16 protein-coding genes are annotated in these 18,215 nt (G+C 66.2%); 5 read left to right on the plus strand and 11 right to left on the minus strand.

Annotation, left to right across the window (positions count from 1 at the left end; genetic code table 11):
- Nucleotides 1–5 precede the first annotated feature (5 nt).
- Nucleotides 6–626: a LysE family translocator gene (locus tag C8C93_RS18905; protein ID WP_121507898.1), complete on the plus strand. Its 621-nt coding sequence runs from the start codon at nucleotides 6–8 to the stop codon at nucleotides 624–626.
- A gap of 101 nt (nucleotides 627–727) precedes the next feature.
- The gene (locus C8C93_RS18910; protein WP_233559502.1) at nucleotides 728–1,270 is read left to right on the plus strand and encodes an EVE domain-containing protein; all 543 of its coding nucleotides are present in this window, start codon (nucleotides 728–730) and stop codon (nucleotides 1,268–1,270) included.
- Between the two features lie 509 nt (nucleotides 1,271–1,779).
- Here C8C93_RS18910 and C8C93_RS18915 read toward each other — a convergent pair.
- The 11 genes from C8C93_RS18915 to C8C93_RS18965 all read right to left on the minus strand — a co-directional run bounded on the left by C8C93_RS18915 (nucleotide 1,780) and on the right by C8C93_RS18965 (nucleotide 16,031).
- The gene (locus tag C8C93_RS18915) at nucleotides 1,780–5,547 is read right to left on the minus strand and encodes a molybdopterin cofactor-binding domain-containing protein (RefSeq protein ID WP_121507899.1); all 3,768 of its coding nucleotides are present in this window, start codon (nucleotides 5,545–5,547) and stop codon (nucleotides 1,780–1,782) included.
- Nucleotides 5,544–6,050 (minus strand): (2Fe-2S)-binding protein, encoded by a 507-nt coding sequence (locus tag C8C93_RS18920; protein ID WP_121507900.1) that lies wholly within the window; start codon nucleotides 6,048–6,050, stop codon nucleotides 5,544–5,546. The genes C8C93_RS18915 and C8C93_RS18920 overlap by 4 nt, the downstream gene beginning before the upstream one ends.
- 17 nt (nucleotides 6,051–6,067) lie before the next feature.
- Nucleotides 6,068–7,243, minus strand: a complete 1,176-nt coding sequence (locus tag C8C93_RS18925; protein WP_199727051.1) for an ABC transporter substrate-binding protein — start codon at nucleotides 7,241–7,243, stop codon at nucleotides 6,068–6,070.
- 131 nt (nucleotides 7,244–7,374) lie between these two features.
- Nucleotides 7,375–8,118, minus strand: a complete 744-nt coding sequence (locus tag C8C93_RS18930) for an ABC transporter ATP-binding protein (protein ID WP_121508874.1) — start codon at nucleotides 8,116–8,118, stop codon at nucleotides 7,375–7,377.
- A gap of 2 nt (nucleotides 8,119–8,120) precedes the next feature.
- Complete coding sequence (locus tag C8C93_RS18935; RefSeq protein WP_055398725.1) at nucleotides 8,121–8,906, minus strand: ABC transporter ATP-binding protein; 786 nt, start codon at nucleotides 8,904–8,906, stop codon at nucleotides 8,121–8,123.
- A complete protein-coding gene (locus C8C93_RS18940) occupies nucleotides 8,903–10,810 on the minus strand; it encodes an ABC transporter permease (RefSeq protein ID WP_121507902.1) in 1,908 nt (635 codons plus the stop codon). Before C8C93_RS18940 ends, C8C93_RS18935 begins: the two co-directional genes overlap by 4 nt.
- Before the next feature lie 115 nt (nucleotides 10,811–10,925).
- A complete protein-coding gene (locus C8C93_RS18945; RefSeq protein ID WP_121508875.1) occupies nucleotides 10,926–12,134 on the minus strand; it encodes an ABC transporter substrate-binding protein in 1,209 nt (402 codons plus the stop codon).
- Nucleotides 12,135–12,207: 73 nt separating this feature from the next.
- On the minus strand, nucleotides 12,208–12,792 hold the full coding sequence (locus tag C8C93_RS18950; RefSeq protein ID WP_121507903.1) for an amino acid synthesis family protein: 585 nt from the start codon (nucleotides 12,790–12,792) through the stop codon (nucleotides 12,208–12,210).
- A gap of 23 nt (nucleotides 12,793–12,815) precedes the next feature.
- Nucleotides 12,816–13,457: an amino acid synthesis family protein gene (locus C8C93_RS18955; protein ID WP_121507904.1), complete on the minus strand. Its 642-nt coding sequence runs from the start codon at nucleotides 13,455–13,457 to the stop codon at nucleotides 12,816–12,818.
- Nucleotides 13,458–13,478: 21 nt separating this feature from the next.
- A complete protein-coding gene (locus C8C93_RS18960) occupies nucleotides 13,479–14,399 on the minus strand; it encodes a UPF0280 family protein (protein ID WP_121508876.1) in 921 nt (306 codons plus the stop codon).
- Nucleotides 14,400–14,411: 12 nt separating this feature from the next.
- Nucleotides 14,412–16,031 (minus strand): 6-hydroxynicotinate reductase, encoded by a 1,620-nt coding sequence (locus C8C93_RS18965; RefSeq protein WP_121508877.1) that lies wholly within the window; start codon nucleotides 16,029–16,031, stop codon nucleotides 14,412–14,414.
- Between the two features lie 175 nt (nucleotides 16,032–16,206).
- On the opposite strand from C8C93_RS18965, the gene fdxA reads away from it, so the two are divergent.
- The 3 genes from fdxA (at nucleotide 16,207) to C8C93_RS18980 (ending at nucleotide 18,160) form a co-directional block, all read left to right on the plus strand.
- Entirely contained in the window at nucleotides 16,207–16,536 is a 330-nt protein-coding gene (fdxA, locus tag C8C93_RS18970) for a ferredoxin FdxA (RefSeq protein ID WP_056057161.1), read from the plus strand.
- A gap of 76 nt (nucleotides 16,537–16,612) precedes the next feature.
- Complete coding sequence (locus C8C93_RS18975) at nucleotides 16,613–17,389, plus strand: ferredoxin--NADP reductase (protein WP_055398734.1); 777 nt, start codon at nucleotides 16,613–16,615, stop codon at nucleotides 17,387–17,389.
- A 51-nt stretch (nucleotides 17,390–17,440) separates the two neighbouring features.
- Complete coding sequence (locus C8C93_RS18980; protein ID WP_121507905.1) at nucleotides 17,441–18,160, plus strand: TetR/AcrR family transcriptional regulator; 720 nt, start codon at nucleotides 17,441–17,443, stop codon at nucleotides 18,158–18,160.
- Nucleotides 18,161–18,215 lie beyond the last annotated feature (55 nt).

The following is an 18,215-nucleotide window of genomic DNA, read 5'->3' on the forward strand; positions in this document are numbered from 1 at the left end:
GGTGCATGGACTTGACCTCAATCACCGTGTTCCTGCAAGCCGCCGTCATCGGCGTGCTCATCGCGGCCCCTGTGGGCCCCATTGGCCTGCTGACCATGCAACGCACCCTGGAGCGGGGCCTGGCGGCCGGGCTGGCCACCGGCCTGGGCGCCGCTGCGGCCGATGCGGTGTATGGCGCCGTGGGCGCCTTCGGTGTGCGCTGGTTCATCAATGGGCTGACCCAGGCCAAGACGCCGCTGGCGCTGGGCGGTGGCGCACTGCTGCTGGTGCTGGCCTGGCGCACCTGGCACGCGCCGGTGGCCCACACCGCCGCCCCGGCCCGCGATGCACGGGGCCTGCTGGGCCTGGCGGCGGGCACGTTCGCGCTGACGCTGGCCAACCCGGCCACCATCGTGTCGTTCATTGCGGTGTTTGGCTCGCTGGGCGGCGGCCGCCCCAGCCTGCCGTCGCCGCTGTGGATGGTGGCGGGCGTGCTGGTGGGGTCTGCCGCCTGGTGGCTGCTGCTGACCGGCGCGATTGCCTACCAGCGGCAGCGCTTTACGACCGCTTGGCGCCAGCGCATCAACCGGGCGTCGGCGTTGCTGCTGGGCGGGTTTGCACTGTGGCAGTGGGGGCAGCTGATCTAAGTACCCGTGCGGTGCTGACAGGGATGCTGCAAAGGTACTGACACTGCGGTGTCAGCAGCACGCCCGCACCATCGGTGGCTTCTTTGACCAGAAGCTTTCTCATGACCGACGCCGTGCTGCAACACTCCCTTTGGCCGGATGCCGAGCCTGCGCGCAGGGACATGCCTGTGTCGGCAGCGACCCCTGCGGCCGCCACGCGCCGCAACTGGATCGCCGTGGCCTGCGCCCAGCACGCCCGCCGGGGCTGCGCCACGCCTGGCGCGGGCTACATGCAGGTGTGCCATGGAAAGGTGGCGCCGCTGCAGCGCATACGGCCCGGCGACCGCGTGGCGTACTACGCGCCCACCATCACGATGGGTGGCAATGACCGGCTGCAGGCGTTTGTTTCCATCGGCATCGTGTTGCCGGGCGCGCCGTATGCGTTTGACATGGGCGGCGGGTTTGTGCCATCGCGGCGGGACGTGGCCTATGTATCTGCGCGTGAGGCGGCGATTGCGCCGCTGCTGGACGCGCTGGAGTTTGTGGACGACCGCCAGCGCTGGGGCAGCAAGTTCCGCTTTGGGTTGTTTGCCGTGAGCGACCGCGACATGCGCCTCATTGCACAAGCGATGGAGGCAGATGCTGCCTTGCTGCATTGGGCATAGCGGCACGCCAACGGACGGCAAACACTGACCGCCCTCCAGAAAGGGCGACGTCGGGCTGGCAGCTGCCGACGCAGCCCCTCAACACACGGCCATCAACGCATCCACAACCCTTCGTTGGGCCGCGCTCAGTGCGGCATAGCCTTCGCGCATCATGCGCAGCACGATCACGTGGATTTCCATTTCGGCATTGGGCATGGTGTTCTCCTTGGAGGAAGTCTTCTTCGACCACCGAGCAGGCGGGCCGAGGGATCACGGTGCATGTTGCAGGCCCGCAGACCCACCAGCACCCTGGCCTGCCCCACCATGGACCAGGCCCCATGCCACTGTGCCAACGTGGCACGGGGGCAATGCGGCGATGTGAGGGGAAATGGCGGCGCTGTTTATGTCCCACGGGGCCATCGATGGCCCACAGGCGCGGCAGTGCCAGGCCGCCTTCAGCTTCAATAACTCCTGTTTTTATAGCTATCAGTGCTTATCCATCAAGCGCTAGCGGCTAAAAGCACTAAAAATCAAGGATGCGCAGGCCCTGCCCGCACACGCGCCAGCGCCTCGGGCACATCGCGCCACGCCGGGCGCCCGGGGGCGTAGCGCTGGCGCATGTAGCCCGCCAGCTCGGTGATCTGCGCGTCGCTGAGCGCGTGGCCAAAGCCGGGCATGAAGCCGATGTCGCGCGCGGCGGGCTCGCGGATGCCGTGCACGATGACCTGCAGCAGGTTGTCGGGCCGGTCGCTGTGCAGATTGCTGTTGAGCGCCAGGGGCACGTTCACGCCCAGCAGGCGCGGGCCGTCGCCGTCGTGGTGGCAGGCGGCGCAGGCGCCGTCGAACAGGCGCTGGGCCTGGCCGGGTTGCGGCGCCAGCGCAGCGGCCTGGGCCACGGCGGTTTGGGCGCGCTGCTGCGGGTCAGACACAGGCTGGGTGGCTGGCTGGGTAACCGCTTCCGTAGCCGTAAACGAGGCCAGGTAGCCCGCCATGGCGCGGATATCGGCGTCGGGCAAGTGGGCCAGCTCGCGCACCACGGGCGCCATGGGGCCGGAGGCGCTGCCGTGCTGCGGGCTGTGGCCGTGGCGCAGGTAGCCATACAGCGCATCGGCCGTCCAGGGCACGGGCGCCTTCGACAGGCCGGTGAGTGCGGGCGCCTCCCAGCCATCAACCATGGCGCCCGAGAGGAACGCAGCCCCGCCCAGCTCGGCCCCCAGCGCATTGCGCGGCGTGTGGCAGGCGCCGCAGTGGCCCACGCCCTGCACCAGGTAGGCACCCCGGTTCCATTCGGGGGGCCGTGCTGGGTCCGGCTTGAAAGGGGTGGCGTCGTGGAACAGCGCGTTCCAGCCCGCCATGAGGGGGCGCACGCTGAACGGGAAGGCCAACTCGGTCTTGGGCACCTCGGCCCGCACGGCGGGCTGCGCCATCAGATAGGCATACAGCGCGGTCAGGTCGTCGTCGCTCATCTTGGCGAACGACGTGTAGGGGAAGGCGGGGTACAGGTGTTTGCCATCGCGCGAGATGCCTTCGCGCATGGCGCGCTGGAAGGCACTGAAGGACCACTGGCCGATGCCGGTCTCGGCGTCGGGCGTGAGGTTGGTGGTGTAGACCTTGCCGAATGGCGTTTCCATGGCCCGGCCGCCCGTGTTGAGCGTGCCGCCTGGGGCGGTGTGGCACACCACACAATCGCCCGCAGCGGCCAGCAGGCGGCCGCGCTCGATGGTGGCGGCGTTGTAGACCGACGCGCCCGCCGTCTGCACCACGGGCGCGATGGAGGGACGCCAGCCCAGCAGCGCTGCGCCCATGGCGATGCCACCGGCGACGAGAGCAAGCGCGCGGGCCCAGGGGCTGCGCTGTGTGGGCCATGTGGCGCTGGCGGGCACGGTGGGTGCGGGCAGTTCCAGCGTGGGCAAAACCTCGGCCTGCTCGGTGGGTGCGGTGCTGCCTGCAGCCGCCTCGCCTGCGCCGCCGGGCAAGGGGTTGAGCCCGGCGCGCACCACCTCGGGCGTGAACGGCGGCGCGCGAAAGCGCACGCCCGTGGCGTCAAAAATCGCGTTGGCAATCGCTGCCGTGCCCGGCACGGAGGACGACTCGCCCGAGCCCAGCGGCGCCTCGTCCTGCCGGGGCATGTGCATGACCTCGATGACCGGCACCTCGCGAAAGCTCAGGATGGGGTAGCTGCCCCATTCGCGGTTGTCCACGGCCTGCTTGACGGGCTCGAACGTCACCTGCTCCTTGAGCGCGCGGCTGGTGGTCTGCAGCACGTTGCCGTGCACCTGCTGCTCCACACCGGCGGGGTTCACCATCAGGCCCGCATCGTGCCCCACGACCACGCGGCGCACGTGCACCTCGCCGGTCTTCTTGTTGACCTCCACATCGGCCACCCAGGCGGCCCAGGCGGCGCCAAAGCCGGGCCACTTGCTGTGGATGTAGCGGGCATAGGCAAAGCCCTGGCCTTGGACCCACTCACCTTTGTTGTCACCCTCCAAGGGGCGCTGCTGCGGGCCGGTGCGGCGAATCCAGCCCGCCTTCTCAGCCGTGGCCTGCACCAGCTCGGCGGCGCGCGGGTCGTTCAGCAGCTGCAGGCGAAACTGCACCGGGTCCACACCCGCAGCAGTAGCCAGTTCGTCCACATACGACTCGTGCGCAAACGAGTTGGGCAGGGCCGACACGCCGCGCAGCCATGACGCGCGCACGATGGGCGGCATGTCGTTGACGGCCACGCGCAGGTTGTCGTACTGGTAGGGCGGGCGCGCGGTGCGGTCACCCATCTCGTAGGCCTGGGCCACGGGCTCGATGGTGCGGGTGAGCAGCAGGGCCAGCGTGGGCGCGCCGTTGGAGGGGTAGGACGTTTCGAAGTCGTACGCCGCCACGGTGCCATCGGCCTTGAGCCCGCCGCGCACCTGCATGAGCTGCGCCGTGCCCTTGGGCTCCCACAAATGTTCCTGCTCGCGCGTGAGCTGCACGCGCACCGGGGCGCCCACGGCGCGCGACAGCAGTGCGGCATCGGCGGCCACGTCGTCGGCACCGTTGCGGCCATAGCAGCCTGCGGCCTCCATGCGGATGAGGTCGATGTCCACATCGGCCAGCCCCATCAGGCGGGCCAGGTCGGCGCGCAGCACATGGGGGTTTTGCGTGCCAGCCCACACCGCCATGCGCGGGCGGCCGGTGCTGTCATCACTGCGCCATTCGGCCACCGCGCAGGACGGGCCGATGGAGCCGTGCATCTGGTACGGCCACACATAGGTGCGCGGCATGGGCTGGCCGTCGGCAGACAGCGCGGCCAGCGCGCCCTCCACATCGCCTTCGTCCACCAGGCGGCGCTGCGTGGCGGGGTTGGCGCGGATGGCTTGTTCCAGCGCCTCGGTGCTGTCCTGGCGTGGAAAGCCGGGCCAGTCCTTCCAGCGCACTTTCAAATCGCGCAGCGCCTGCTCGGCCTGTTCCTCGCGCTCGGCCACGATGCCCACAAAGTCGCGGATCACCACCACGGCGCGGATGCCGGGGATGTGGGCGATGGACTGCTGGTCCACCGATTCGAGCGTGTTGCCGATGAAGTCGCCATGGTCTGCCCCCGCGTACGGCGGGCGCACCACGCGGCCGTGCAGCATGCCGGGCACACGCATGTCGTGCACAAACACCAGCTCGCCGCTGACCTTGGCGGGGATGTCCACGCGCGGCACGGACTGGCCGACCACGGTGTAATCGGCGGCGGTCTTGGTGGGCGTGGCATCCACCAGCTCCAGCGTGGTGTGCGCGCCCGCCAGCAGCGCGCCGTAGGCCAGTTGGCGCGACGGGTCTGCAGTGACCTGCACGATCCCCGCGCGCACCTGCAATTGATCCACCGGCACGCCCAGCCGCTCTGCGGCCTGCGCCACCAGCCAGTGGCGCGCCTGCGCGGCAGCGGTGCGCAGGGGCTTGGCGTGGATCTGGATGGACGCGCTCGCGATGGTGGCGCCCTGGTTGGGCGCGCGCGTGGTGTCGCCCAGCACCATGTTCACCTGGGCCAGCGGCACATCCAGCTCTTCGGCCACGATCTGCGCCAGCGCGGTGCGGATGCCGGTGCCCAGGTCCACATGACCGTTGAGTGCGGTCACGCTGCCGTCGTCCCACACGGCGATCAGTATCTCCACGCCCTCGGCCGGGTTGCCCGCCACGAGCGCGGGCTGGCCCTTGACGGGTGGTGGCGCGGGCGGTGGGTTGCGCACCACCAGCAGCACGCCCTGGGCAGCATGGAAGTCGGCGCGGGTGAGCGGGCTGTGGGCGCGCAGGGGTGCGGCGTTGTCAGGTGTGGCGCTCATGCCTGGGCCTCGCGCATCAACTGGGCCGCGCGCAGCACGGCGCGAATGATTTCGACATGTGTGCCGCAGCGGCACAGGTTGCCCGACAGCTCGCGTCGCACGGCGGCTTCGTCGGGGTCTGGGTCGCGCTCCAGCAAGGCCACGGCCATCATCACCATGCCGTTCAGGCAGTAGCCGCACTGCGCGGCCTGCTCATCCACAAAGGCCTGCTGCACCGGGTGAAGTCCTTCGGTGCGGCTGCAGCGCCCGGGCAGCCCTTCCAGCGTGGTCACCTCGCGGCCTGCCACGCCCTGCGCCGGGATCACGCAGGCCCGCGCGGCAATGCCGTCCACCAGCACCGTGCACGCCCCGCACTGCCCCAGGCCACAGCCGTATTTGGGGCCGTTGAGCGACAAGTCATTGCGCAGCACGTGCAGCAGCGTGGCGTGGGTGGAGGTATTTGCTGGCAAGGCACAAGGCTGGCCGTTGACGACCATGGTGTGAAGCGAAGCGGGCGCGTGCATGTCTCTTTGGGGGGCCCTCAGCGCCGCAGACTGCCGGTGCGCGTGTACATCTCCAGATCCACAAAGTTGGAGCCATTGTGGTTGCCCGGGCCGTACTGCAGCGGAAAGTCACCGATCTTGGTGGTGCCCATGTCTTCCATGGCCTTGATGAAGCCTTCGCGCGTGAGCGCTTTGCCCGCGCGCTTGAGCCCCTCCACAAACACGCGGGCGGCAATGTAGCCCTCCAGCATGGTGTAGCTGTCGATCTTCTCGCCCGCGTCAACGCGGTCCTTGCGGTAGTCCGCCACGATGGGCAGGCGGCTGGCCTGCGGCGAGGGCACGATGCTGGCCGTGACCAGCCCTTCGATGCCGCCGTTCAAGCGCTGCGCAGAGCCCGGCGCATCGGTGATGCCCACCGATATCGTGTACAGCGGCGAGGCGCCGCCCCCGGCACGGTAGTCGCGCAGGAACACCTCCACCATCTTGCCCGCCATGATCATCACCACCGCACCAGGCTGCGCCTTGGTGAGCGAGGCTACCTGGGCCTTGGCGTCGGTGGCGGCGATCTCCATGGGCACGGACTCCACCACCTTGACCTTGAGCCCCTGTGCAATCTGCAGGCAGGTGTCGAGGTTGGATTTGCCAAATGCGCTGTTCTGGTAGATGACCGCAATGTTGTGGATGCCCAGCGTGGCCAGGTGCCCCACGATCTTGCGCAGTTCAGCCTCGTAGCTGGCGCGCACGTGGAACAAGTAGCGGTTGTGGTTGGTGCGAAACGATGTGGTGCCGACCAGCGGGGCAAACATGGGCACGCCGGCCTTCTCGGCAATGGGCATGGCAGCAATCAGGTTGCCCGTGGCGACATAGCCGATGAGAGCAAACACTTTGTCCTCGTCGATGAGGCGCGTGGTGTTTTCTGCGGTCTTCTTGGGGTCGTAAGCGTCGTCGTGGGAGACGAGCTCCAGCGTGCGCCCCAACACTCCACCGGCCTTGTTGACCTTGTCGAAGTAGAGCGCAATGCCCGCCTTGTAATCCACCCCAAAATCCTTGGCAGGGCCGGTGAACACGGCCGACTGCCCCACCTTGATGCGGGTGTCCGTCACTCCGGTCTCGGCAGCGGCCGGCCCCGCCCAGGCCCATCCCGCTGTTGCCACCAGCCCCGCCATGGCAGTCCGGCGGTCGATGCATCCATCCTCCACTCCTCGACACTTCATGTAGTGCTCCTTACATCAAAGGCGCCAGTTTCGGGGCTTGTGCTCGCATCGCGCAAGTGTTTGAAGAGGTGTTTTTTGTAACCAACAGCACCCGTGTGCGGCGCACCACATCGCACGGCTGCGCACGTGCATCACACGCTCAGGTAAGCGCGCCGCACCTCTTCGTTGGCGGCCAGCTCTTCCATGCTGGCCTGGTAGCGGATCTGGCCCTTTTCGAGCACATAGGCGCGGTCGGACACCAGCTCGGCAAAGTGCATGTTCTGCTCGGACAGCAGAATGCTCACGCCCTGCTCCTTCAGCTCCAGGATCATGTGCGCCATCTGCTCCACGATGACCGGGGCCACGCCTTCGGAGGGCTCGTCCAGCAGCACCAGATACGGGTTGCCCATGAGCGTGCGCGCCACGGTGAGCATCTGCTGCTCGCCACCACTCATGCGGCCGCCGGGGCGCTGGGGCATCTCGCCCAGGTTGGGGAAGAGCTTGAACAGGCGCTCGGGCGTCCACACCGGGGCGGCCGTGCCGTGGGGCCAGGTGCGGGCGGGTTGGCGGCCTACCTCCAGGTTCTCTATCACTGTGAGGTCGGTGAACACGCGGCGGTCTTCGGGCACAAAGCCCAGGCCCAGGCGCGCGGCATCGTGCGGGTCGCTTTTGGAGATGTCCTTGCCCATGAACTGGATCTGGCCCTTGCGTTTGGCCAGCATGCCCATCAGCGTCTTGAGCGTGGTGGATTTGCCGGCGCCGTTGCGGCCCATCAGGGCCACGACTTCGCCCCGGCGCACGTCCAAGTCCACGTCATACAGGATTTGCGCCGCGCCATACCAGGCCTGCAGCCCTTTGGCCTGCAGCAGCAGCTCTTTGGGTTCGTTGGTCGTCATGCTCATGCGGCCTCTGCAGCAGCGGCTGCCGTTTTTTTCTCGAAGGTCTTGCCGGTGCCGAAGTACACCTCCTGCACCTTGGGGTGGTCACGCAGCTCCAGCGGCTTGCCCTCGGCAATGAGGCGCCCGCGCGCCAGCACGATCATGCGGTCGGCATAGGCAAACACCACGTCCATGCTGTGCTCGGTGAAGAGCACGGCCATGTTGCGGTCGATCACCAGTTGCTTGGTAAGCGCCATGAGTTCGTTGCGCTCCTTGGGCGCCATGCCGGCGGTGGGCTCGTCCATGAGCAGCAGCTTCGGTGCGTTGGCCATGGCAATCGCCAGCTCCACGCGCTTCACATCGCCATAGGCCAGCACGCTGCAGGGGCGGTCGGCCTGCGACTTCATACCCACCTGGTCCAGCAGCGCCAGGGCCTCGTCGCGTTTGTGGTCGGCCGCCTTGCGCCACATTGCAAACAGGCGGTTGTCGTTGGAGATCAGTGCCATCTGCACGTTCTCCACCACCGTGAGCGATGCAAAGGTTTCAGCGATCTGAAAAGTGCGGCCCACACCCATGCGCCAGATGTCGCGCGGCTTGCGGCCCACCAGCTCCTGGCCATTGAGCTGGATGGAGCCTGCATCGGCAGGCAGCTGGCCGTTGACCATGTTGAAGGTGGTGGACTTGCCCGCGCCGTTGGGGCCGATCAGCGCCAGCAGCTCGCCGGCAGCCAGCTCGAAGTGGATGCCATCCACCGCCTTGACGCCGCCAAAGGACTTGCCCAGGCCAGAGACTTTGAGCAGGCTCATGCCGTGCCCTCCTTCATGTTCTTGGCTTCGCGCTTGTTGTCGAAGATCTGCTTGATGGCCCCCGCAATACCCAGCGGGAACAGCAACACCAGGATCAGGATGATGGCGCCCAGCATGGCGCGCCAGTAGTCGGTGTTGCGTGCCACGGTGTCGTGCAGCCAGGTGAAGGTGACGGCGCCCACCACAGGGCCCGCCAGCGTCTGGATGCCGCCGAGCAGCACCATGACGAGGCCATCGACCGAGCGGCCCACATGCAGCGTCTCGGGCGAGATGCTGCCTTTGGAGAACGCAAATAGCGCACCACCCAGGCCCGCAAACAGCCCTGCGATCACGAAAGCCGTCCACTGCATGCGCTTGACGTCAATGCCGATCGCATCGGCACGGAGCACGGAATCCCGCCCTGCCCGCAGCGCATAACCAAACGGCGAGAACAGCACCCGGCGCAACAGCAGCACACCACCCACCACCAGGGCCAGCGTGAGGTAGTAGTAGTTGCGCTTGTCTGACAGCCACTCGGCAGGCCATACGCCCGTGAGGCCATTGCTGCCGCCCGTGAAGCCGTCCCACTGGTAGCAGATGGCCCAGGTGATCTGGGCAAACGCCAGCGTCAGCATGGCCAGGTAGACGCCCGACAGGCGCACGCAGAACCAGCCATAGAGCAGCGCGCCCGCCGCCGCCGCCAGCGGCGCCAGCACCAGCGCCAGCTCCATGGGGATACCCGCCGAGCGCACCAGCAGCGCTGCGGCATAGGCGCCCAGGCCAAAGTACGCAGCGTGGCCGAACGAATGCATGCCCGCCGGGCCCATGATGAAGTGCAGGCTGGCCGCAAACAGCGCGGCAATCAGCAGGTCGATCATCAGCACCGTGAGGTATGGCGAGCCCGTCGTCAGCAACGGCAACAGCACCAGCGCAACCACCAACGCCGCGCCACCGAGCTTGAACCAGCGCTCGGGCTGGCGCAGGGGCGCCTCGGGCAGGCCGGTGTTGCGGCTCACGCCCTGCGGCTTGCCCATGAGGCCCCAGGGGCGCCAGACCAGCACCACGGCCATCACCAGAAACTCCACCACCAGCGTGAGCTTGGAGAACGACACGCTGAAACCGAAGATGTCCACCACGCCCAGCCAGATGCAGATGGCCTTGATTTCGGCGATCAACAGGGCCGCGACATAGGCGCCCGGAATGGAGCCCATGCCCCCCACCACGACCACCACAAACGCTGCGCCGATGGTGTTGAGGTCCATCTCCAGCGTGGCGGGTTCGCGCGGCAACTGCAACGCACCGCCCAGGCCCGCCAGCAGCGCGCCCAGGGCAAACACCGCCGTGAACAGCCAGGCCTGGTTCACGCCCAGGGCGCTGACCATTTCGCGGTCTTGCGTAGCAGCGCGCACCAGCGTGCCCCAGCGTGTGCGGGTGAGCAGCAGCCACAAGAGGCCCAGCACCACCGGGCCCACGACGATCAGAAACAGGTCATACGAAGGGAACTGCCGCCCCAGGATGTTGACCGAGCCCGACAGCCCCGGCGCGCGCGGGCCCAGCAGTTCTTCCGGCCCCCAGAACCACAGCGCAGCGTCCTTGATGACCAGCACCAGCGCAAACGTGGCCAGCAGCTGGAACAGCTCGGGCGCCTTGTAGATGCGGCGCAGAAGCACCACCTCCACCAAAGCGCCCAGCGCCCCCACCACCACCGCCGCCAGCAGCAGCGCGGGCCAGAAGCCCAGGCCGGTGCCCAGCTTGGCCACCAGCGAATAGGCCACATAGATGCCGACCATGAAGAACGAGCCATGCGCAAAGTTGACGATGCGCGTGACACCGAAGATCAGCGACAGCCCGGCGCCCACCAGGAACAGCGAGGAGGCCCCCGCCAGTCCGTTGAGCAGCTGAACGATAAAACTCGAAAAACTCATTCCACATCCTTCGGGGTCACGGCAAGGTCCATCCCTGCAGGTCGGCGCCTGCGCTATGGTTCAGAGATCAGGGGCAGTTGGCAGGGAGGGAGCCCTCCCCGGCCTTGCGCGGCCGTCAGTCGGCGGGGCGCATTTTCTTGACTTCGTCGTTCGAGGGCTGGACTTTGCTGCCATCCACATAGCGGTAGTCCACCATCACACCCTTGCCGCCTTCGTTCTTGGTGCGGCCCACATAGCCGCCCATCGTGGACTGGTTGTCCTCGGGGCGGTAGGTGATGCGGCCAAACGGCGTGGGCACCTGCAAGCCCTTGAAAGCTGCCACGAGTTTTTCAGTGTCGGTGGAGCCGGCCTTCTTCATGCCTTCGGCCAGCGACTTGATGGCGCTGTAGCCCACGATGGAGCCCAGGCGCGGGTAGTCATTGAACTTGGCCTGGTAGGCAGTCTGAAAGGCCTTGTGCTCAGGCGTCTGGATGCCGTACCAGGGGTAGCCGGTGACGATCCAGCCGTTCGGCGCTTCGTCCTTGAGCGGGTCCATGTATTCGGGCTCGCCCGTCAGCAGGCTGACCACTTCACGGCCCTGGAACAGGCCACGCGTGTTGCCTTCGCGCACAAACTTGGACAGATCGGCACCGAACAGCACGTTGAAGATCGCATCCGGCTTGGCGTCGGCCAGGGCCTGCACCACGCTACCCGAATCGACCTTGCCCAACGGGGGCGCCTGCTCGGCCACAAACTCCACATCGGGCTGGGCCGCCTTGAGCAGCTGCTTGAACGTGGCCACGGCCGACTGGCCATACTCGTAGTTGGGGTACACCAGCGCCCAGCGCTTTTTCTTGAGGGCCGCTGCCTCGGGCACCATCATCGACACCTGCATGTACGTGGAGGGACGCAGGCGGTAGGTATAGCGGTTGCCGTTTTGCCAGACGATCTTGTCGGTCAGTGGCTCACCGGCCAGGAAGAAGAATTTCTTTTGCTTGGCAAAGTCGGTCAGCGCCAGCCCGATGTGCGAGAGGAACGAGCCCGTGAGCACATCGACCTTTTCGCGCGACACCAGTTCTTCGGCAGCGCGCACGGCGTCGCCAGGGTTGGCGTTGTCGTCGCGGATGACGAGCTGGACCTTCTTGCCCAGCACCCCACCCGATGCGTTGATCTCATCGACCGCCAGCTCCATGCCTTTCTTGTAGGGCTCCAGGAAGGCGGGCTGCGCCTTGTAGCTGTTGATCTCGCCAATCTTGATGACATCCTGGGCGTGCACCACAGGGGCCAGCGTGAATGCCAGCGCGGCTGCGGCCGTGGCACGCATGAGGTTTCGTCGCATCGTCATGGGGAAACTCCTGAAAGGTGGGTTGGGGAAGGGGAACTGGTGAGACTGCTCGGGATGGTAGTGCGCGCTCAGATCAGCGCAGTCCATCCTCGCCTTTGATTTCGGAGGCCTGAAGGCCGCCAATGCGTGCCAGCGGACGGCCGCTGTCGGTCACGACGATAGCGACCACGATTTCGTTGGCGCGGGGGGCGTCGGCCACGCGGGCCTCCATGGCGTCGAAGTGGCTGCGCACATAGGCGGCATCCTTGTGGCCCAGGGGCACGTCGATGGCGGTGCCCAGGCCGCCGATCTTCTTGCTGGACGGCACCAGGGCAGCGCCTTTCTCGACCGCCACACGCAGTGGCGCCCCCAGCTTGGGGTGCAGGATGGCGGCGGCATGTTCCAGCTCGCCCGCCTCGCCCACGATGGCGGCCTTGCCGTAGCTCTGTGCCTGGCCAGGTTCAATGCCCAGGGCTGCGACGCAACGGGCACCCAGCAGTGCGCCCAACTCTTCACCGATGGCCACGAGTTCGTCGAGGTTCTCGACATAGCGGCCCGCGCAGGGGTTCTCGATGACGGCCATGGCCAGGGCCTTGCGCACAGGCGGCTGTACGTCGCGCCCCATCTCCACGCGGACTTCGTCGGTTTGAACAATGATCTTGCGGATCTTGACGGACATGTGGGTATCTCCTTGGGTTTGGATCAGCGCAGGCCGTTCCACTGGCTGATGTCTGCGGCCTTGAGGCCTCCAACGCGTGCATGGATGCGAGCGCCGGTGGACATGGCCAGGATGAAGACGATTTCATCCGATGTGGGTGCGCCGGGCACCCGCACTTCGATGGCATCGAAATGGCTGCGCACGTAGCTCGCGTTGATGTGGGTGAGCGGCACATCCAGCGCCGCGCCCGGGCCGCCCACCTTCTTGGTGGAAGGCACGATAGACAGTGCATTGGCGGGTTGCCCGGTCTTCTCTTCGGCCAGGCCTTTGGCGTAGGCGTTGCGGTCACCCTTCCAGCCCAGCAGCTCGCGCATGGCATAACCACCAGGCACATGCCACAGCGCACCGTGCTCCAGCTCGCCAGCTGCCCCCACGATGGCGCCCTTGCCATAGGTCTCGATGCGCTCGGCGGGCACAGCCATGGCCTTGAGCAGACGCTGGGCCATGTCCAGCCCCACGTCCTGCAGGGCATCCATCATGGGCAAGATGTCGGGTTCGTACCGGCCCGCAAACGGGTTGGTCAGCACCGCGCCGATGGCACCACGCAGCAGCGGCACCTCAGCCACCGGCCCGAATTCGTGCCGGATTTCCTCAAGATGGGTGAAAACGCGTCGTATCTGGATCATTTTGGAGACCTGTGCAATTCGTTAAGCAAATACTGAACCAACTACCGATTTCATCACCGCTTGTGGGGGCCACACAGCACCGGCCAGGGCTTGCGGTGCTGCGGTCGCCAGAAACTGCCCCTGGCACGCCAGCAGCGCAAACCACAGCAGGCCGCTGGACTGCAATTCTTGCGCTTTTTGCAACCCCTGCTGCAAAGCCCGGCGAACCTGCTCTTCGGGCAAGTCAGGCACATCCACGGTGACAGGAATGGCACCCAGGTCACTGTCGTCCCGCACCAGCCACGCGGGCATGCGATCAATGCGCGCGTCCTGCACATTGACCGCATTGGCCACAATGGTCGCTGCCGCATCGGCCTGCGCGGCCGTGCGCGCCAGCACCGTGACGCTGTCCGCAATGCCCAGCGACTGGCTGCGCCCGCGCCACCCACTGGTGGCCACACCGCGCACCGGCATAGCGCTGTCGATGCGGATCTGCCCATCCAGCACCAAACCGTTGCGCAACTGTGCAGCATTCAGCGCGGCGATATCAGCGTACACCCCCACCGTGACCGACTGGCCGGGCGCCAGGTGCAGCGCAATGTCGCCGCCGTTGTTGACCCAGGCGCGGTCTATGCCTTGCTGGTCGTAGCACGCCAGAATTTCCTGGGCCACCGCACCCGCCACCGCCGCCATCGATGTGATGAAGCCCGCACGGTAGGGACTGCAGGCGGCCCACATGCGGCGCGCCACCACGCCCTGCAACGCGCAGCGCGCACCCACCGGCGCCCGCAGGCCAGGGAGTTCACTCACCAGTTCCTGCAGCAGCCCTTCAAAACGTTGCCAGGCGCGCTCGTGCGCGTGGGCCACGGCGTCGCGCGCCCCTTCGGCCTGAAGGATGAGGTCCATCGGGCCATGCTGGAAGTGCCAGCGGCCGTCGGAAAGGAGTTTGCGGCAAGCGTTCACAGCGCGGCTCACTCAGCCTAGCAGGGGTGGGCGGCCCAGCGGCCACGGATTGGCCGCAGGCAAGGTCTGCCACACGCGCGCCTGCGGCGCACCGTCGTTGTGCCACGCACCGCGCTCCAGCACTTCGCGCAGGCTGCGAATTTGTTCGGTGTGCCCGCCCAGCGCTTCGTAGTCCGCGCGGCGCATGCTGAACTCGATGGGTGCCACGATGGCGGGCGTGGGCACAGTGCCAAAGCTGTTGTCCGGCATGCGCAGCACGTCGGCCATCACGGTGATGCCGCCGCCCGGCCATACATAGGCGGGGGCACCACCACAGGTCACGTTGACCAGCGCGTTCTTGATGGAGCGCGTGAGCAGCACCGGGTTCTCTGTCACCCCTGCGCGCAGGCTACCGCCGGCTCCGCCGAGGAACAACACTGACGCCAGCGAAGGCTCGCAGTTTTCGCCGATGCGGTCCACGATGCGGCGCACCTCGACGGGCATCTGGGCTTCCACCGGATTCAATTGCTCGTCCAGCACGTACCAGGATGCGTGCTCCCCCGTGGTGGAGGTCATCAAGAGGCGCAACCCCGGCCAGGCGACGGATTCGTCCCAGCCCTCAATGATGGACAGCGGGTCGGCAATGTCGGTGCCACCCCAGCCGGTGCCCGGGTTCGCCACCTGAAAATAGCGGCCCGGCGTGGACTTGCGCCCGCGCATCTGGATGCCCGAAGGCTTCATGTCCAGACAGCGACCCGCCTGGTGTTCAGTAAGCACACCGGTGATGTGGTCGTCCACCACCACCACCTCGTCGGCATGGCCGAAGAACTGGCGCGCAAAGATACCAATGGCCGCAGAGCCGCAGCCCACGCGCATGCGCTGTTCGGCCACACCGTTGACGATGGGTGCGCGCCCGGCCTGGATCACGAGCTGCGAGCCGCCGTCGATGGTGAACTCCACGGCCTGCTTGTTGCCCAGCGCCTGCATCATCTCAGCGGTGATGCGGCCCTCCTTCTTGGTGCCACCCGTGAGGTGGTGCACGCCGCCGAGCGACAGCATCTGCGAGCCGTATTCCGCCGTGGTCACGTGGCCCACCACCTCGCCCTTGCAACGCACGTTGGCCTGCTCGGAGCCGAGGAATCGATCGGTGTCGATCTTCACCTTGAAGCTGCAGTAGCTGAAGATGCCCTCGGTGACCACGGTCACCATGTCCACCCCATCGGTTTTGGAGCCCACGATGAAGGGCGCTGGCTTGTAGTCGGGGTAGGTGGTGGATGAGCCCACGCCCGTCACGAACACCTCTTCAGACAGCAGCAGATCGCCGTTCCATGCGGGTTCTGAAGCCACCTCCTCCCCTGCACCTTCTGCAGCCTCGGCGCGGCCCGCAAATGGCACCAGCATGGCCTCGCCCGCTTTCAGCGTCTTGCGCAGCAGCACCACCGGGTCCAGCCGCACCAGCACGCCCGCCTGGTTGGCGTAACGGTCGCAAGCGCCTGCGCGGCCTTCGGAAATCTGGCACAGCACCGGGCACGCATTGCACTCGACCTTGGCAGCGTTCATGCGCTCGTTGCGGGGCCGGGCGCGCTCGAGCACCTGCGGTAGATCTGGCGCATCCATGCCCGGCAGCCCATCGGTCTTGGTGTGTTCAGTCATCGTGGCAACCCATTCATTGCTTTGTTGCAAGTGCTTGTATGCGCTTTGCATTTTGTGTAGCATTCACTTAACTTAAATGTTGTGAACACTACATTTGATGTCAATGTAGCGGAATCAACCAGACTCTGCAATGGTGTTTTCGCACCCCCAAAAACGGTGCACGAGGAGCCCCAAAATGACGCACGTTGTGACGGACGCATGCATTCGGTGCAAGTACACCGACTGCGTTGATGTGTGCCCCGTGGATTGCTTCAAGGAAGGGCCGGAATACCTGGTCATTGACCCGGACGAATGCATCGACTGCGCGGTGTGCATTCCGGAGTGCCCGGCCAACGCCATCTATGCCGAAGACGACCTGCCCGAGGGCATGGAAATCTTCCTGCAGTTCAACAAAAAGCTGGCGCCCACGCTGCCCACAATCACCAAAAGAAAAGCGGCTTTGCCAGATGCGGAACAATGGAGGGTTGTGAGCCACAAGCTTTCAGGCCTGAACATTGCGCTGTAGAGCGCTTGGGGCCCTGAATCTGAGCCAGCTTCAGCCAGATTTCTTATTTGTTTCCAACTTTTCCATCTAACGCACCATGAGCGCCTTTCTTGACGAACGCGTCCTGACGGTCCACCACTGGACGGACCGCCTTTTCTCCTTCACCACCACGCGCGACACCGCGCTGCGCTTTTCCAACGGGCATTTCACGATGATTGGCCTGCGTGGCGAAAACGGCAAACCCCTGCTGCGCGCCTACAGCATCGTGAGCCCCAACTACGAAGAGCACCTGGAGTTCCTCTCCATCAAGGTGCCCGACGGCCCGCTGACCTCGCGCCTGCAGCACATCAAGGTGGGCGACACCATCGTGGTCGGCAAGAAGCCCACGGGCACCCTGCTGATCGACTACCTGCTGCCCGCCAAGCGCCTGTACATGCTGTCCACCGGCACGGGCGTGGCCCCGTTCCTGAGCTTGATCCGCGACCCGGAGACTTATGAGAAATTCGAGGAAGTCATCCTGGTGCACGGCGTGCGCGAGGTGAAGGAGCTGGCCTACCACGACTACATCACGCAGGAGCTGCCGCAGCATGAGTTCCTGGGCGAGATGGTCACCAAGCAGCTCAAGTACTACCCCACCGTGACGCGCGAGCCCTTCAAGCACCAGGGCCGTGTGACCACCGTGATCGAAAACGGCCAGCTGGCGCGCGACCTGGGCCTGCCCGCGCTCAACCCCGTGGAAGACCGCGTGATGATCTGCGGTAGCCCCGAGATGCTGCGCGACCTCAAGCACATGATGGAAGAGCGTGGCTTCAAGGAAGGCAACACCACGAAGCCTGGCGACTTCGTGATCGAACGCGCGTTCGCAGAGCAGTGATCCCCCGGCGGCCCCCGCACCGGGGGACCGCCTCATCCACCAGGACCCGCCATGTCTGCCACTCCCACCAAGACCCGGACCGCGTCCCCCCGCGCAGCCTCTGCCCGCAAGACGGGCGTGCGCGAACAGGCCGCACAGACCACGCGCGACAACATTCTGAAGGCGGCGACCAAGGTGTTCGCCCGCTACGGCTACGAAGGCGGCAGCGTGGAGAAAATCTCCAAGGCGGCCAAGTCCTTCGACCGGATGATTTATTACTACTTCGGCAGCAAGGAAGGTTTGTTCATCGAGGTGCTGGAGGAAACCTACCGGCGCATGAACGACGCGGAATCCAAACTGGACCTGGACACCGCCAAACCGGTGGAAGCGCTGCAGGCCGTGATCCGCTTTGTGGTGGGCTACTACCGCAAGAACCCCGAGTTCATCACGCTGCTCAACACCGAGAACCTGCACAAGGGCAAGCACATCTCCAAGTCGATGCGCGCCCGCGAATACTCGTCCCCTGCGATCGAGGTGATCCGCCGCGTGCTCGACAGCGGCCAGGCGCAGGGGCTGTTTCGCAAGGACGTGTCGGCGCGCGATGTGTACCTGCTGATCGCCGCCACGGGCTACTTCTACATGTCCAACCGGCACACGCTGTCGGCCTTTCTGGGCGAAGACCTGGAGACGCCCGACGCGCTGGCGCACTGGGAATCGTTTGTCATCGACAGCGTGCTGCGCACTGTGGCGCCCGGCCCCAGCCTGCCCAAGGGCAGGGTCGCAGCGGCCTGAATCAACTAGAGATTTTTCCCTGCGGGGTGCCGCGTGGTGCCCCGCCCACCACCCC

Source organism: Acidovorax sp. 93 (assembly GCF_003633835.1).
GTDB classification, from domain to species: domain Bacteria; phylum Pseudomonadota; class Gammaproteobacteria; order Burkholderiales; family Burkholderiaceae_C; genus Acidovorax; species Acidovorax facilis.

Coding starts and splice junctions, on each gene's coding strand:
- C8C93_RS18905 (WP_121507898.1), top strand. CDS start 6: ATGGACTTGACCTCAATCACCGTGTTCCTGCAAGCCGCCGTCATCGGC.
- C8C93_RS18910 (WP_233559502.1), top strand. CDS start 728: ATGACCGACGCCGTGCTGCAACACTCCCTTTGGCCGGATGCCGAGCCT.
- C8C93_RS18915 (WP_121507899.1), bottom strand. CDS start 5,547: ATGAGCGCCACACCTGACAACGCCGCACCCCTGCGCGCCCACAGCCCG.
- C8C93_RS18920 (WP_121507900.1), bottom strand. CDS start 6,050: ATGCACGCGCCCGCTTCGCTTCACACCATGGTCGTCAACGGCCAGCCT.
- C8C93_RS18925 (WP_199727051.1), bottom strand. CDS start 7,243: ATGAAGTGTCGAGGAGTGGAGGATGGATGCATCGACCGCCGGACTGCC.
- C8C93_RS18930 (WP_121508874.1), bottom strand. CDS start 8,118: ATGACGACCAACGAACCCAAAGAGCTGCTGCTGCAGGCCAAAGGGCTG.
- C8C93_RS18935 (WP_055398725.1), bottom strand. CDS start 8,906: ATGAGCCTGCTCAAAGTCTCTGGCCTGGGCAAGTCCTTTGGCGGCGTC.
- C8C93_RS18940 (WP_121507902.1), bottom strand. CDS start 10,810: ATGAGTTTTTCGAGTTTTATCGTTCAGCTGCTCAACGGACTGGCGGGG.
- C8C93_RS18945 (WP_121508875.1), bottom strand. CDS start 12,134: ATGACGATGCGACGAAACCTCATGCGTGCCACGGCCGCAGCCGCGCTG.
- C8C93_RS18950 (WP_121507903.1), bottom strand. CDS start 12,792: ATGTCCGTCAAGATCCGCAAGATCATTGTTCAAACCGACGAAGTCCGC.
- C8C93_RS18955 (WP_121507904.1), bottom strand. CDS start 13,457: ATGATCCAGATACGACGCGTTTTCACCCATCTTGAGGAAATCCGGCAC.
- C8C93_RS18965 (WP_121508877.1), bottom strand. CDS start 16,031: ATGACTGAACACACCAAGACCGATGGGCTGCCGGGCATGGATGCGCCA.
- fdxA (WP_056057161.1), top strand. CDS start 16,207: ATGACGCACGTTGTGACGGACGCATGCATTCGGTGCAAGTACACCGAC.
- C8C93_RS18975 (WP_055398734.1), top strand. CDS start 16,613: ATGAGCGCCTTTCTTGACGAACGCGTCCTGACGGTCCACCACTGGACG.
- C8C93_RS18980 (WP_121507905.1), top strand. CDS start 17,441: ATGTCTGCCACTCCCACCAAGACCCGGACCGCGTCCCCCCGCGCAGCC.